General features: G+C 45.0%; 13 protein-coding genes. 10 read left to right on the forward strand and 3 right to left on the reverse strand.

What is annotated here, in order from left to right; genetic code table 11:
- The first annotated feature begins 42 nt into the window (after nt 1-42).
- Complete coding sequence (locus SWH54_13650; GenBank protein MDY6792300.1) at nt 43-984, forward strand: diguanylate cyclase; 942 nt, start codon at nt 43-45, stop codon at nt 982-984.
- A gap of 52 nt (nt 985-1,036) precedes the next feature.
- Nucleotides 1,037-2,584, forward strand: a complete 1,548-nt coding sequence (locus tag SWH54_13655) for a PAS domain S-box protein (GenBank protein MDY6792301.1) — start codon at nt 1,037-1,039, stop codon at nt 2,582-2,584.
- Nucleotides 2,585-2,739: 155 nt separating this feature from the next.
- On the opposite strand, the gene SWH54_13660 is transcribed toward SWH54_13655, so the two are convergent.
- The 3 genes from SWH54_13660 to SWH54_13670 are packed head-to-tail and all read right to left on the reverse strand — an operon-like array spanning nt 2,740 to nt 6,596.
- The gene (locus tag SWH54_13660) at nt 2,740-3,897 is read right to left on the reverse strand and encodes an MFS transporter (protein ID MDY6792302.1); all 1,158 of its coding nucleotides are present in this window, start codon (nt 3,895-3,897) and stop codon (nt 2,740-2,742) included.
- 13 nt (nt 3,898-3,910) lie between these two features.
- Nucleotides 3,911-4,312, reverse strand: a complete 402-nt coding sequence (locus tag SWH54_13665; protein MDY6792303.1) for a tetratricopeptide repeat protein — start codon at nt 4,310-4,312, stop codon at nt 3,911-3,913.
- On the reverse strand, nt 4,296-6,596 hold the full coding sequence (locus SWH54_13670) for a PBP1A family penicillin-binding protein (protein ID MDY6792304.1): 2,301 nt from the start codon (nt 6,594-6,596) through the stop codon (nt 4,296-4,298). The genes SWH54_13665 and SWH54_13670 overlap by 17 nt, the downstream gene beginning before the upstream one ends.
- A 420-nt stretch (nt 6,597-7,016) precedes the next feature.
- On the opposite strand from SWH54_13670, the gene SWH54_13675 reads away from it, so the two are divergent.
- The 8 genes from SWH54_13675 (at nt 7,017) to SWH54_13710 (ending at nt 15,418) form a co-directional block, all read left to right on the forward strand.
- Nucleotides 7,017-8,507 carry a chorismate-binding protein gene (locus SWH54_13675; GenBank protein ID MDY6792305.1) on the forward strand — a complete coding sequence of 497 codons (1,491 nt, stop codon included), beginning with the start codon at nt 7,017-7,019 and terminating at the stop codon, nt 8,505-8,507.
- Between the two features lie 53 nt (nt 8,508-8,560).
- Nucleotides 8,561-9,154 (forward strand): aminodeoxychorismate/anthranilate synthase component II, encoded by a 594-nt coding sequence (locus SWH54_13680; GenBank protein MDY6792306.1) that lies wholly within the window; start codon nt 8,561-8,563, stop codon nt 9,152-9,154.
- Nucleotides 9,144-10,160 carry an anthranilate phosphoribosyltransferase gene (gene trpD / locus SWH54_13685; protein ID MDY6792307.1) on the forward strand — a complete coding sequence of 339 codons (1,017 nt, stop codon included), beginning with the start codon at nt 9,144-9,146 and terminating at the stop codon, nt 10,158-10,160. Before SWH54_13680 ends, trpD begins: the two co-directional genes overlap by 11 nt.
- A 5-nt stretch (nt 10,161-10,165) precedes the next feature.
- Nucleotides 10,166-10,957, forward strand: coding sequence for an indole-3-glycerol phosphate synthase TrpC (gene trpC / locus SWH54_13690; GenBank protein ID MDY6792308.1), 792 nt, complete (start codon nt 10,166-10,168; stop codon nt 10,955-10,957).
- A 216-nt stretch (nt 10,958-11,173) separates the two neighbouring features.
- Nucleotides 11,174-11,866, forward strand: coding sequence for a phosphoribosylanthranilate isomerase (locus SWH54_13695; protein MDY6792309.1), 693 nt, complete (start codon nt 11,174-11,176; stop codon nt 11,864-11,866).
- Nucleotides 11,866-13,116 (forward strand): tryptophan synthase subunit beta, encoded by a 1,251-nt coding sequence (gene trpB, locus SWH54_13700; protein MDY6792310.1) that lies wholly within the window; start codon nt 11,866-11,868, stop codon nt 13,114-13,116. Before SWH54_13695 ends, trpB begins: the two co-directional genes overlap by 1 nt.
- Complete coding sequence (gene trpA, locus SWH54_13705) at nt 13,100-13,900, forward strand: tryptophan synthase subunit alpha (GenBank protein MDY6792311.1); 801 nt, start codon at nt 13,100-13,102, stop codon at nt 13,898-13,900. The genes trpB and trpA overlap by 17 nt, the downstream gene beginning before the upstream one ends.
- A gap of 357 nt (nt 13,901-14,257) precedes the next feature.
- Complete coding sequence (locus SWH54_13710) at nt 14,258-15,418, forward strand: DNA polymerase IV (protein MDY6792312.1); 1,161 nt, start codon at nt 14,258-14,260, stop codon at nt 15,416-15,418.
- Nucleotides 15,419-15,778 lie beyond the last annotated feature (360 nt).

Consider the following 15,778-nt stretch of genomic DNA (forward strand, 5'->3'; position numbering starts at 1 on the left):
TGTATTTCGAATTTATAACCAACTTCAAAGGATAAATATCAAATGTCAGGTATCAACTTTCCCATACTGATCGCAGAAGATGATGCAGTCACCCGGATGCTTTTACAAAAGACCCTTATAAAGGAGGGCCACGAAGTTGTTTCCGTGGAAAACGGGCGGAAAGCCTTTGACCTGTTTGAAAAAAGCTTTTTTCCCATTGTTCTGACGGACTGGATGATGCCCGAGATGGACGGGCTGGAGCTGTGCCGAGTCATCCGGCAAAAGGAAAATCCGGGATATGTTTTTATTGTTCTTCTTACTGCGCAAGATTCCCAGGACGACATTATCACCGGGCTTAAAGCCGGAGCAGATGAGTATTTAACCAAACCTTTCAACCGTGCTGAACTGATTGCCCGACTGAACACCGGAAGGCGTTTTTTAGAACAGGAAAGAGCTCTGAGAAAGGCAAATGAAGAGATCAGAATTTTATCTATAACCGATCCTCTAACCGGTTGTTCCAACCGCGGATGCCTGAATACGAGACTTCCCCAGGAGATTCAAAGAGCAGCGAGATACCACCGTCCCCTTTCTATTGTCATGTGTGACATTGATCATTTTAAGAAAGTGAACGATACATACGGTCATCAACCAGGAGATATGGTATTAAAAGAATTTTCCAGGCGCATAAATAAATCCATTAGGGACAAAGTTGACATGCTGGCTAGGTACGGAGGTGAAGAGTTTCTGGTTACACTTCCCGAAACCGGTTTGGATGGCGCTTTAAATTTGGCGGAAAGACTTCGCAGGGTTATTTCTGAAAAAAAATTCGCTATCGGTACAAAAAAAATCAAAATTACCGCCAGTTTTGGCGTCGCAGGATTTGACTCGGTGAATGCCGATAATCAAATTTCGTTTGACACCTTAATAAACCTTGCAGATAAGTATCTTTACCAGGCAAAATCCGAAGGAAGAAACAGGGTGGTCGGAGGCGGGCTGAACGCTTAGCTTGTCACGTTAAGCCATTCAACCACTTAATGAATCATTGGGGGATTTTTCAGTGAAAGAAAAAATGCTGGTGGTGGATAATCACCGGATGATGAAAACGTTTATGGCCGCTTTGCTTGAAAAAGAAGGCTTTGAAGTTCAAACGGCACAAGACGGTATATCCGCAATAGATGTTTTAAAAACATTCTATCCGGATGTCATCTTTATTGATCTGATCATTCCTAATATTAGCGGAGAAAAGCTTTGCAAGATTGTCCGCAGCATGCCGCAGGTGAAAGATGCCTTCGTTGTTATCCTTTCATCCGTAGCTGCCGAGGGTAAGTTCGATTTTACGGAATTTGGTGCTGATGCATGCATTGCCAAGGGACCGATTGATAAAATGTCGGCCCATGTCCTTACCCTACTTGAGAAATGGAAAAAGGGAGATCTAAGCGAGTTTGCCCATAAAGTAATTGGTGTTGAAGATATTCATAAAAGAGAGGTGGTAAAAGAGCTCCTTTCCACCAGGAATCATCTTCAAGTTATCATAGAAAATAAGATCGAAGGAATTCTTGAACTGACAGCGGACGGAAAAATTATTTATGCAAACCCGGTTGCGATTTCCCTATCAGGTATTAAAGAAGAAAAACTCCTCGGCAGCTATTTTACAGATCTTTTTGGAGAGAATCATTTAAAAGGAGTCAAAGACCTGTTTGTGCCTGCCGCTGACCCGATAAATGCAATATCCGACAATTTGTCGGTTGCTATTAACGGCAGGAAAGTTTTGCTGAACATAATTCCGATTAAAGACCAAGGCGGAAATTCTTTTATTGTAATTCTGAATGCGGCAAGCGAACGGAAACAAGCTCAACAAAGGCTCTACCTGTCGGAGAAACAGTGCGGGCGGCTGGTGGAAATTTCGCCCCACACCATTCTTTTGCACCACAAAGGTAAACTTCAGTATGTCAATTCGGCCGGGGTGAAACTCTTTGGTGCTTCAGGCTCGCAGGAGATGATTGGTCGACCTTATGCAGATTTGGTTCACCCGGACGATCGGGCAGGGTTTAAAAAACATATGAGAAGGTTGGTTAAAGAGAGGCAGGTCACCCCTTTCAGGGAACACAGATTAATCACCTTAAACGACCGGGTGATAAACGTCGAGTCCACCGATACAGCTTTCAAAGAACAGAACAAAATCATGATCCAAACGGTTATTCATGACATCACCGAGCGCAAGAAGGCAGAGACCGCATTAACCGAAAGTGAACGGCGCTATCGCAACCTGATGGATATGATACCGGATGCCGTGGTGGTGTGGGCAGATGAAAGAATTGTGTTTGCAAACCCGGCTGCAGTGAAAATGATTGGGGCAACCGGTCCTGACAAGCTTATGGGGAAATCATACTGGAAAATTGTCCATCCGGATTATCACGCGGTGAGTAGAAAGCGGATGGATCTTCTCCACCAGGATGAACAAATTTTGCCGGTGGAAGTAAAATTTATCAGGCTTGACGGCAAGACAGTAATTTGTGAGTGTACAGGAAAATCTATTACTTTCAATGGCTGGCCGGCCCTTCTTGAAGTCTGGCACGAAAAAGCCAACCTCGACAAATCTGGATAAAAGGTCAGGCTCGCCTCACATCTCCTTAAGTCCCGAAAGATATAGACCATCGACACGCTGGATAGAGGGGCTGCCTGGAATTTTAACAACCTATTCATGGGAATCGAGGGACACGCCTTGCGACAATTGCTCAAATGCTAAACGAAAATTGCTTTTTACTGTCGCCATCCCTGCAATCCCCAGGTCAGTGACGCCAGTCCTAAAAAGGTGACAGCGGCGGAAGTAAAACAGGTGACGGCTATTCCGCCAGCCAACCATATATGACCGCCCATCAGCGCCCCGACAATCCTTCCCAAGCCGGCTGCCGCAAAAAAACCGGACATCATGGTTGCACGGTATTCAGGCAGAAGTTCCGTGGAAAGAGAAATGCCTGTAACCATGGTAAATTCAAAAGTCAAAAAGATGAAAAACAGGCCGGCGAGAGCCATGGGCAAAGTTAGTCCTAAAAAAGGTAATATCCCATAGCTCATTACACACAGGATCAGGGCAATATTCACAGTCTGTTTTATCCCGAAACGGTCGGCAAAAGCGGCTGTCAGCGTTTCACCCGATAATTCGGCCAGGCCGATCAGCCCTGTGCTCATTCCAATGGCAATAATGCTCAGATCGAAAGATTTTTCAAGCCACGCGCCATACACCACAAAAAGATTATCGTTTGCAGCGCTTAAAAAAAAAGCAAATCCAAGGGCCCCAAGGGCTGCGCGTTTCCTGATCAGTTGTCGCCATGCGCGCCAAATACCAATGGAAGCCTGATGCGAGCCATTTTTTTTATCATCCCGTGGAATCACCCCGGCCAGTATAATCATTCCCAGCAGACTTAATCCACCCAAAACAATGAAAGGCGAACGCCAGCCGAAACGGTCGATTAAAAAAGCAATCAGGGGCATCCCCACTAGGGTGCTTAACGCCCAGCTGTATTCAATCAAGCCTATCACGAGGCCTCGCTTCTTAAAGGACACCCTTTCACTGACATAAGCCTGAACAGCCGGGTCAAAAATAGTTTTGCCTAATCCCGCCAGAAACAATGCAATCAGGATAACACCGTAGAAAGGAAAAAAGCCTCCGGCAAACATCCCAAGGGCCAACATTGCCAAGGCAGCCAGCATCATCAGCCGGTATCCCAAGCGATCGGCAGCAGGCCCGAAGAAGATACCGAACAGAGCTGTCACCTGGTTTGCTGCGATCAGAGAAGTAATTGCAGTCAGCTCAACACCAAGCCCTCTGCTAAGCGCGGGGGCAAAAGGGTAGGCAAAACGCCGGGAAGTGTTCAGGATCACCCGACATAACGTTGCTGTAAATATCTTTAAAGCCAAGCTTTAAGCCTTTTTACTTTTCCAACTCCTGAATTCGGTCCTTTTGTCTGGCTATGCGAACCGTCCAATCCGGGAATTCATTTAAATAAATTTCCGCCAGGTGATTAAACTCTTTGGCCTGTTTTGCCTCACCTTTTTTCAGCCAACTTTCTGACAGGTAGTAGTAATTTTCACCACTCCCGGGGTTCAGGTTGATGGCCCGTTCGAGAACCCGGATGGCGGCATCAGGTTTACCTTGCTTCAGGAGGCTTCTGCCTTGCTCGGTTAATTGCAAGGATGCAAGTACCCGTGGTGTGGCGGATGATTCAAGGGGTGGTGGCGGTTCAGGGGTTAAGGCGGGTTTCACACACCCGACTGCCGAAAAAAACACCGTTACTGCCAAAAGGATATTCAGCCATTTAATTCTTGGTGTCATATTCCTCTTTTCTCGTGAAATTAAATAATCTTCTAAATAAACCGGGTTTATTATGAATCGGGCAAAAAACGGTCGGCACATTTTCTTTAAGAAATATTTCTTCCATACTTTCCGGGCAACCCTTATGTGCGAGCAGACCGCTTTCTGAACAGACTGTTTTTTTTACGATGCCTGGAGGTGTTTTATACCAGTTTTCGGATACATACTGGGGAACAGAATTCATAAGGTCCGCCCAGATGGGGAGCGCTGCGACCGAACCTGTGGTAAAAATGGAGTCCTGGTTGTCAAATCCAATCCATACCAGGGCCATGATATCGGGAGTATATCCCACAAACCAGGCGTCCCTGAAATTATTCGTTGTTCCTGTCTTGCCTGCAACCGGCCACGATATGCCTCTGCTGAGTAAAGATCTTGCAGTTCCATCAGTTGTCACGCTGCGGAGCATGGAACTTATCATAAATGCTTTTGCGGGACTGGTCAAACGCTGAATATGCATGTGCTTTTGTTTCAGCAGTTTTTTGTTTTCGTCAGTCACGTCTTTCAAAGACAATGGATAAGGCAGCATGCCGTCTGCCGCAAAAACGCAATAAGCGCGTGCCAGTTCAATGGGTATAACCTCAAACGCACCCAGAGCAAGGGAGGGGTATGGCTTAACAGGGGTTGAGAAATGAAACCGTGTGGCTGTGTGAACAATCTTATCAAGGCCGGTTTTCATGGCCAGGTCAACCGTTGCAAGATTATGGGATTTTGCCAGGGCCATCCTCATGCTGACCCTAAGTTCATCTGAGGGAGAAAAGTTTTGAGGCGCCCACTCTTTATTATTGACCACATAAGTTTTTATGTCGTTGGAAAACCTGGACGCAGGATTGAATTCTTCAAGGCTGGTTAAATAAACAAAAGGCTTGAATGCACTTCCGGGTTGTCTTCGGCTCTGGGTAATACGGTTAAACTGGCTTGCGGCGTAATTGCGGCCCCCAACCATGGCCAATATGTATCCTGTTTTGGGTTGCACCACTATGACGGCACCCTGTAGTTTTTCTGCAACTTTTTCCCGCCGTAAGGCCGGAATTGATTTTTCCAGCCGGGCGAGGCCCTTTTCCAGGGCAAGTTCTGCCGCTGCCTGAACCTGTGTATCAAGCGTGGTATAAATGGAAAGACCCAGGCTGTTTAAAACTTTGACAGGGTACAGTGTTTCTATTTGTTTGTATAGGTAATCGATAAAATACGGTGCTTTTTTTTGTTGAAGGTTAAAACCCGAAGGTTCAACTTTTGCCGACAACGCCCCCTCAAGCTTATCATTGCTGATCCAACCCTTCCGGTGCATGGCATGCAGCACCCTATTTCTTCTTTCCCGGCAGCGGAATTTGTCAACATATGGTGAATAATGATTCGGCCCTTTGATCAATCCTGCAATTGTGGCTGCTTCAGGCAATGAAAGCTTACTGACCGGCTTGTCGAAGTAGAAAGAGGAGGCTTCGCCAACCCCATTGATGGAGACCGATCCTTTTTGTCCCAGGTAAATTTCGTTTAAATATATTTCAAGAATTTCATCTTTTTCATATATGGCTTCAATGATGATAGAAAGGATGGCTTCGTTGATTTTCCGTGAGATTGTTCTTTCCGGGGTTAAAAAATAATTTTTCGCAAGCTGCTGGGTTAAAGTAGATCCCCCCTGCCGGATTGCACCATGACGCAGGTTGGTGTGAAGTGCCCTGAGAATGCCCCGCGGATCAATTCCATGGTGCTGGTAAAAACGGCCATCTTCTGCAGCAAGCACGGCATAGATGAGATCTTCGGGAACCTGTTGAATGGAAACAAGATGTCGCTTTTCCCGCTCCGGCCCGAAAAACCGCATGATTTCCTCCGGTTCCAGTTCCAGTATTGGAATAGGTTTTCCGATATCGGTGCGATTAATGGCCTCTATTTTGTTTTGGAGAAATCGGATATTTACCGGAAAGCCTTTCCGGGAAAGGGAGGGTATTTTAAGATCGTGAAGATAAATGGTTACTTCAGAAGGTGCTGTTTTTTTCTCCCCTTTATTCAAGGGGGTATGAGAAACTTCACGATATCCCAGGCTGTTTAGCTTTTTATTAAAAAGGACGCGATTGATTCGCTGTCCGGGATATAACGTGGTGATATCAGAAAAAACAGTGGAAGGAATACTCCACCGTCTCCCGGCAAAGCGCTTTTCCACTTTGGCCGACAGATACCAACCGTAAACAATTAATCCGGCACTTAGTAAAAGAATGGACAAGCCGATTATTTTTATTATTTTTTTTAACATACTCGAGCTTCTAAAATACCATAAAATTCAATGCATTCCCGAAAAGAGTCAATTTTATCCTTATTTTGTTGTGTTTTTCAAATACCATGTCCCCTTGCGGCGGAAAGCTTCAATTTTCAAATGCGCTAACTCTAAAAACACAGTAAAAAAGCTTGACAAGAGCAATATGATTTAGATAACATTTAAACATCTTTGGAGAAAAAATGGAAGCATATAATATTCAAAATACCACTATTAACAACACTGACTTAAATAATTGGTGGTGGCAGATGCTGTAATCAGGGTTTGCCTCGTAAAATTATTTTTATATAATAGATTAAAATTATCAGACCGTGGGCAATCCCAGCCCACGGTTTTTTTATTTTAAAGGGCCGTGGAATTTTTCACGGCCTTTTTTTATTTAAGCAAAAGGAAAAAAATATGCAGTTACATCGTTTTCCCAATAAAGAGCAGTTCGGTGAACTGGCTGGAGATTATAATGTCATTCCGGTCTGTGCAGAGATTCTGGCAGATACGGAAACACCTGTTTCTCTTTTGAGAAAAATATATAAAAACAAGGGGCCGGTCTTTCTTTTTGAAAGCGTGGAAGGCGGTGAGCGGTGGGGAAGATACAGTTTTATGAGCGCATCAGCCCACAGTCATATCAGGGTTTATCAGAATTTTGTTGAGATAGAAAATAACGGATGTTTGGAAAAGATTGCTCATCAAAAGAACCCGGTCATTGTACTTAGAAATTTTATGAAAAGGTTTAAACCTGCCAATGTATCGGGGCTTCCGAGATTCTGGGGAGGGCTGGTTGGCTATTTGACATATGAGATGGTCTCTTTCTTTGAGGCGATTCCCAACCGGTTACCACCAGACAAGCCTCTTGCTCATTTCATCATGCCCGATGAACTCCTTATATTCGACAATGTCCGTAATATGTTACTTTGCGTTGTCATTTCCTTTACGGACGGGAAAGAAGATGCGGATACAATATACGAAGACGCAATCATGCGTATCGAGGCCATACTGGCCAAAATGAAGCAGAATTTAAAGATTCATCTTACCGCAGCAAATTTGGTTACCGGGAAAAGCGATAAGCTGACTGCCGTGCTGCAAGATGAAGTCTTTCGATCAAAGGTTAAAAAAGTTAAAAAGCATATCAAACAAGGAGATATTATCCAAGCCGTTATTTCTCAACCCTTTGCATGCGAAGCTCCTTTGGACCTGTGGTCATTATATCGTGTGCAGCGATTCATCAACCCATCTCCATATCTTTATTTCCTTCATCTGGACAATCTGGCACTGGTAGGATCTTCCCCGGAGACAATGGTAAGACTGGAAAAGAGGATTGCAACTCTTCGACCCATTGCAGGGACCCGCCCCAGGGGTGAAAATGAACAGAAAGACCGAGCAAATGCAGATGAACTTTTAAAGGATGAAAAAGAACGGGCGGAACACCTGATGCTGGTCGATCTGGGGAGAAATGATCTTGGGCGGGTAGCAAAAACCGGAACCGTGCAGGTGACCGACCTTATGGTTGTGGAACGGTATTCACATGTCATGCATCTGGTTTCAAACATATGCTGTGATTTAAAATCCGGTTTTGATGCATGGGATCTTCTTTCCTCGACATTTCCGGCCGGCACCTTGTCCGGAGCGCCCAAAGTAAGGGCCATGGAAATTATTGATGAACTTGAGCAGGAACCTAGGAAAGCGTATGGCGGGGCGGTCGGTTATATTTCTTTTGACGGAAACATGGATATGGCTATTACAATCAGGACCGCCTGCATCGAAAACGGGCAGCTGACGGTTCGTGCTGGGGCTGGGATTGTGGCGGATTCCGATCCGGAGAAAGAACGGGTTGAAACCGTTAATAAGGCCATGGCTTTGCAAAAAGCGCTGGAGCTGATGGATGACAACACATAGCTTACAGTTCATAACTTCCAAGCTTTGGTTAAGGGCTTTAAGGAGAAATCGAAATGATAGTCATGATAGACAACTATGATTCTTTTACCTACAACCTGGTGCAGCACATTGAAGCTCTGGGTGCTCCGGTGAGCGTATTCAGGAATGACGTTATTTCTTCGTCAGAAATTGGAGCTATAGGTCCGGCAGGGATTGTTATATCTCCCGGGCCCGGCAGGCCGGAGTCTGCGGGAGTGACGCTTTCTGTAGTGAAGGAGTTTTCCGGACAAATTCCCATTCTTGGAATATGCCTTGGGCATCAGGCGATTGCTGCTGCATTTGGGGGAGAAGTCGTATCGGCAAAAAAGCTGATGCACGGAAAGACTTCAACCATCACATCGGATGGGAAAGCGCTGTTTCAAGGGATGTGCAAGCCTTTTAAGGCCATGCGGTATCATTCACTTGCGGTTTCAAAAAAGAGCCTTCCCAAGTGCTTTAAAATCAGCGCACGGTCGAAAGACGGAGAAATAATGGGAATTCGGCACAAGAAGCACCCCACGGAGGGAATTCAATTTCATCCTGAATCAATCATGACACCAGTGGGTAAGAGGATTTTAAGGAATTTTTTGAATATAATTGCGACGGAGAATACAAATTATGTTTCGTGAAAAACTAAACAAAATTGTTCAGGGAAACGACCAGAACGAAACTGAAATGTCTTTTATGATATACGAAATTTTATCAGGCAATATCACTGATGCGCAAATCGGGGCATTTATGGCAGCGCTCGCAACTAAGGGGGAAACCATTGAAGAGCTTGCAGGCGCGGCAACTGCAATGCGACGGAAGGCTTTGCGGATTCAAGTTTCATCACCTGCGGTTGTCGACACATGCGGAACAGGAGGAGACGGTTTGCAGACTTTCAATATTTCAACGACTGCGGCGTTCGTTGTGGCAGGTTGCGGCGTAACAGTCGCAAAGCATGGTAACCGCTCGGTTTCCAGTAAATGCGGAAGCGCTGATTTGCTGGAAACACTTGGTGTGAAGCTGGATTTGCACCCTGAAATAGTTGAAGAAGCCGTAGCTGAAATCGGCATCGGATTTCTCTTTGCACCGCTGTATCACAGCGCGATGCGATATGTTGCCGGTGCTAGGAAAGAAGTCGGGCTTCGTAGCATCTTCAACATGCTGGGCCCGCTGACCAACCCGGCCGGGGTTAAATACCAGCTCCTTGGAGTGTACGCACCTGAATTGACTGAGATGGTTGCAAATGCCCTTAAGCTTCTTGGAGCAAAGCGAGCCTTTGTTGTCCACGGGCATGACGGGCTGGATGAAATATCGGTTTGTGCCTCAACAAGGATTTCAGAACTTCAAGACGGCCTTATTCGTACATACGATATTACCCCAGAGCAGTTTTTTGAAAAGCAAGCTGACGCTAAAGAGCTTATCGGAGGCGGTCCTGAAAAAAATGCAGATATAACCAAAAAAATACTCAGTGGTGAAAAGGGTACAAAAAGAAATGTGGTACTTTTGAATGCATCAGCCGCCCTGGTAGCTGCCGGAAAAGCCAAAAACTTTATGCAGGGAATCGATCTTGCCAAGGGTTCCATAGACAGCGGTGCAGCTGCGGATAAACTTGAGGCACTTGTCAGATTCACCAGGAGAAATGGATAACCGGGATGAACATTTTACAAAAGATCGTTGAACAAAAAAAACAGGAAATCGCTGAGGCCAAAAAACGGCTGCCGGAAAGTGTGCTTCGCAAGAAGGCGTTTTACCTGAAGAGAAGGCGCTCCTTTCTAAAACGACTTTCAAAGCCGGAGTCATCCGGAGTGAATGTAATTGCCGAAATCAAACGGGCCTCCCCCTCTAAAGGAATGATTCGACCCGATCTGGACGTGGCCAAATATGCTTTGGACTGCGAGCTGGGAGGTGCAAGCGCCCTGTCGGCTTTAACAGACCGCTGCTATTTTAAGGGAAGTATTGAAGATCTTAAAAAGGCAAGAAAAACCACTTCACTTCCTGTGCTTCGAAAAGATTTTATAATTTCTTCGTACCAAATTTATGAATCTTCAGTCATGGAGGCTGATGCCGTGCTTCTTATTGTGCGGATTCTTTCCAGACAACAGCTTAAAGATTATATAAATCTTTGTGCCAAGATCGGTATGGATGTCCTGGTGGAGACGCATTCCAGAGAAGAAATTGAAGCAGCGGCTATGGCAGGTGCAAAACTGATAGGGATTAACAACCGCAATTTGAGTTCTTTTAAGACGGATGTCGAAAATGCTGTCCGGCTTGCATCTCTTCTATCGCCGGTTCAGATCGCCGTGGCGGAAAGCGGGATAAAGTCAAGGGAAAATATTGAAAAACTCATGGATGCCGGGATCCGGAACTTTCTGATCGGCGAAAGCCTGGTTATGGCACCGGATGCAAAGGCCTTTTTACGGGCCCTTCTGAGAGATAGATTGTGAAATATGTATTTTTTGTACCTGCCTGTGTGTGCTCATAGACTGAGCAGAGAAAATTTGAATATCGAATGTCGAAGTGAGGTATGCTGTCATTATTTATAAAATAAAAAGATAGAGCCAAGCGATTCCACACTTCATCATTCGTAATCCCTTGTTCGATATTCGATATTTATCTGCAAACATAACTTTTTGGTTCTTCAGTAAATCGGTATTAGGCATATGCAAAGGAATAATAAAAAGCGAACAACGGGCAACATCCACATCCCCCAGATAAAAGTTTGCGGGTTGACAAGGGTAGAAAATGCACTGGAATGCATCGCCCTTGGAGCCGATGCTATTGGGTGTGTTTTTTATCCAAAAAGCCCAAGGCATGTGACTGACGACAAAGCCAGAAATATATGCAGGGCCGTTTCTTCCACTGCTGTTACAGTGGGCGTTTTTGTAAATGAATCCTTTTCTTTTATATTGAAAAAGGTTCAGCGATGCTTGCTTGATGCGGTACAGCTCCATGGGCAGGAATCACCGGAACTTGTCAGTCGTCTTCGCAAAGAGAAGCTTAAGGTGATCAAAACGTTATTTTTAAGGTCAATGCCAACTTTTGAAAACGCAAATGATTTTGAACCATCGGCGTTTCTGGTGGAATGCGGCGGCGGAGCACTTCCCGGCGGCAATGCCGTTTCATGGAATTGGGAGAAAGCAAGACATTTGGTGGGAAACTACCCTGTTATACTTGCCGGCGGGCTTTCTCGGGCAAATGTATCAGATGCTGTTAAACAAAGCACCCCGGATGCCGTGGATGTCAGTTCAGGCGTGGAGATTTCACCGGGCCTGAAAGATACCGGCAAGGTGGGGGCTTTTATTCGGGCTGTTTCAATGTGTGATCTTAAAAGAAAAGCAAGGAGGATTTTTTAATGCAAGGCAATACTTTGTTTGAAAATGTCGTAAGATATGAAAAAGGAGTGATGCCTGATTCAAAAGGCCATTTCGGGCCATACGGCGGGAGATATGTTGCAGAGACTCTTATGCCGGCAGTCCTGGAGCTTGAAGCGGCCTGCAATAAGTTTTTACCGGACAAAGCTTTTCAGGAAGAGTTTTTTGCTCTGCTGGAGAGGTATGCGGGGCGGCCGACACCACTGTTCCATGCAAAACGCATGAGCAATCACTTTAAAGGTGCATCGATTTATCTGAAGCGGGAAGATCTTGCTCATACCGGTGCGCACAAAATCAACAACACAATCGGCCAGGCACTTCTGGCAAATTGGATGGGGAAAGATAAATTAATTGCCGAGACCGGAGCAGGTCAGCATGGAGTTGCAACGGCAACTGTGGCCGCACTTTTTGGGATGGAGTGCCGTATTTTTATGGGTGAAGAAGACATCCGACGGCAGGCGGCAAATGTTAAGCGGATGAAGCTTCTGGGCGCCGAAGTAATAAAAGTGGTTTCCGGTACTTCGACTTTAAAAGATGCAATGAATGCGGCCATGCGTTACTGGGTAGGTGCGGTTTCCGATACGTTTTATGTGATCGGATCGGTTGCAGGGCCTCATCCTTACCCGGTAATGGTTCGGGATTTTCAAAAGGTAATTGGCGAGGAAACCAGAAAGCAGATTCTCGAATCTGCAGGGAAGCTGCCTGACATGCTTGTTGCCTGTGTGGGCGGAGGAAGCAATGCCATGGGGCTTTTTTATCCTTTTATGAGTGATCAGGTGAAAATGGTTGGAGTCGAGGCTGCCGGGTCCGGGATAAAGAGTGGAAAACATGCCGCCACACTTTCAAAAGGGAGTGTGGGGGTTCTTCACGGGTCGAAATCGTACCTGCTCCAGGATGAGAACGGCCAGATTATGGAAGCTCATTCGATCTCGGCAGGCCTGGATTATCCGGGTGTCGGGCCGGAGCATTCATTATTAAAGGATTTAGATAGAGTCCGTTATGTATCGATCGATGACAGGCAGGCCCTGGAAGCATTTCAAATGCTTTGCTCTCTTGAAGGGATAATCCCGGCACTTGAGAGTTCCCATGCAGTTGCATGGGCAGCCGGGTATGCAAGTACACGGCCAGGCAATGAGATTATCGTAGTAAATCTTTCAGGAAGAGGGGATAAAGATCTTGGAATTGTTTTTTCCCATTTAAAGGAAGTTACGGATAATGAACCGAATAGATAGAACATTTGAAGAATTGAAAAAAAAAGGCGAAAAAGCGCTGGTGGGGTTTGTAACGGCAGGCGATCCTGACATGCGGGCATCATTTGATATGGTTGCTTCCATGTGCAGGGCAGGTATTGATGTTTTGGAGCTGGGGATTCCGTTTTCAGACCCTACGGCAGACGGGCCAGTAATTCAAAAGTCATCTACCAGGGCGCTTGAAAAAGGGACAAATTTAGAAGCTGTTCTTTCAATGACAGGAAAGCTTCGGGAAGAGACAGCAGTTCCGATCATTCTTTTCAGCTACTACAATCCCATATATGCCTATGGAAATGAGGAATTTTATAGGGATGCTCTGGCTGTGGGTACCGATGGTGTTCTGGTGGTTGATCTTCCACCGGAAGAGTCGGATGAAATGACAGGAACCTGGCCGGGATCTGACCTGGCTTTGATTCGTTTGATAGCTCCAACTACGCCTTTGGATAGGATGAGGAAAATTACGGCAGATGCACGGGGCTTTATCTATCTTGTTTCAAAGACCGGGGTTACCGGAAGCAGCGGGCTTAAAACAGAAAGTATAGGCCGGCAGGTAGATTCTCTTCGCAGTGTAACTTCTCTTCCTGTTTGTGTTGGATTCGGTATTTCCACCACAGATGATGTGGCGGCCGTCGCATCCGTTGCAGACGGAGTAGTAATTGGCAGCGCCTTTGAGCGGCTGATTGAAGATAATCTTGAAAATAAGGATTTGGCTTCTATTTTGGCCGGTCAGGTCAGAAAATATAGGGAAGCAACGTTAAAAAATTAATAACCGTTCACAGAGAGGTTGCTCTCGTTCCCATACTTCGCTGTGGAACGTACACACGACACTTAAGCACCGACATATGAGTGCCCGATGACCAGAGCCCGATATCGCATCAGAGATCATAAAGAGGGGTCTCTTTTCCGCTTCCTACACACCGGCAGTTGGAGTAGAGCGCCGGAATGAGTGGAAAGGCAATCTTGAACCTTTGAACGTTGAACCATGAACGCTTACCTAAAAGTAAAAGGTTGACCTCTTATAGCGGCTTTATATAATATGCGAATTAGGTTATTTCTCGGTAGAAACTAAAATCAAAAAATCAGCTCTGTTTCAACTTCCTATATTTATTACAGGTCAAGCCGCATGATACTTCATATAGATATGGATGCCTTCTATGCTTCGGTTGAACAGTTGGACAATCCTGATCTTAAAGGAAAATGTGTGATTGTGGGAGGACAATCAAACAGGAGCGTTGTTTCAGCGGCAAGCTATGAGGCAAGAAAATACGGTGTCCGGTCTGCCATGCCCGTATTTATGGCCAAACAAAAGTGTCCCCAAGGGGTGTTTGTCCTACCGAGAATAAAAAGATACAAAGAAGTGTCAAAAACAATCATGAAGCTGCTCTGCGATTTTTCTCCTCTGGTAGAACCTGTCTCCATTGACGAAGCCTACATGGATATTACCGGTGCTGAAAGGCTGTTGGGATCACCGCAGGAGATCGGTATTCACCTGAAGGAAAACATAAAGAAAAAAACCAATCTGACCTGCTCGGTAGGAATTGCGCCAAACAAGTTTCTTGCTAAAATTGCCTCGGATATGAACAAACCCGATGGTCTTTTCATTATCAGGCCTGAGGAAGCCCGCGAATTTATTAAAACACTACCGATTAATAGAGTACCGGGCATAGGCAAAAAGACCGGCAGTCACCTTATAAACCTTGGTATTACGACCCTTGGCGATGTAAAAAAATTTGAGGAAAAAATGTTGCTTCATAAACTCGGAAAGTCCGGCAAACGCCTGATAGAACTTTCGAATTGTATTGACATCTCTCCGGTAATTCCTTTTACGCAACGAAAATCAGTCAGCACCGAGCATACGCTTACACAAGACACCCGGAATCCTGCAATTTTAAAAAAATTTCTATTAAAACATTCCGAACAAGTAGGAAGGGAGCTAAGAAGACAAAAAGTTAAAGCAAAAACCATCACTTTGAAACTAAAGCACGCAGACTTTAAACAGATCACAAGGAGTTCAACCCTTGATCATCCCACCCAATCATCGGAAACGATTTATGCTACTGCTTGCCGGTTGCTTTTAACCTACAGACCAAAAACAAAAATCAGGCTCATCGGGGTCGGAGCATCAGGTTTAATGCCATCGACTGTGCCATTTCAGCTGGCGCTTTTTGAACAAAAAGAAAAAAAAGGGACAAATTGGGAAAGGGTTGAAAAGGCTGTTGACACCATAATCGAAAAATTTGGGATCGATGCTGTCAGACGTGGCACTTTGACCGAAAATAAATAAGCTGTCGCCGTTCATGGATCGTAATTTAAATTGGAAATTAGACATTTGCAACAGACAAAACCACTTTACTCAATGGAATAAAAGTTGCGCATGTTCATCAACAGTACAAAAGCATGAAGTCCAAATTTCCCATTTCTATTTTCAATGTCCCGCGAACGCTTACTATACTGTTTCTCAAAATATATTCCGTTTTAAACGATGAAAAACTCGTATATAAGAAATCGTAAAGAAAGAACTAACTATCTTTATAATAAGTAATTTCAGTATGACAACTACTACAATAAATTAGCCATATTGCAGTTAAGTTCTTTGTTAACGATTTCTAATACACTCAGACAGTTTCCTCATTTAAAACGGAAC

The sequence above is a fragment of the Thermodesulfobacteriota bacterium genome (assembly GCA_034189135.1).
In the GTDB taxonomy this organism is placed as follows: Bacteria; Desulfobacterota; Desulfobacteria; order Desulfobacterales; family JAUWMJ01; genus JAUWMJ01.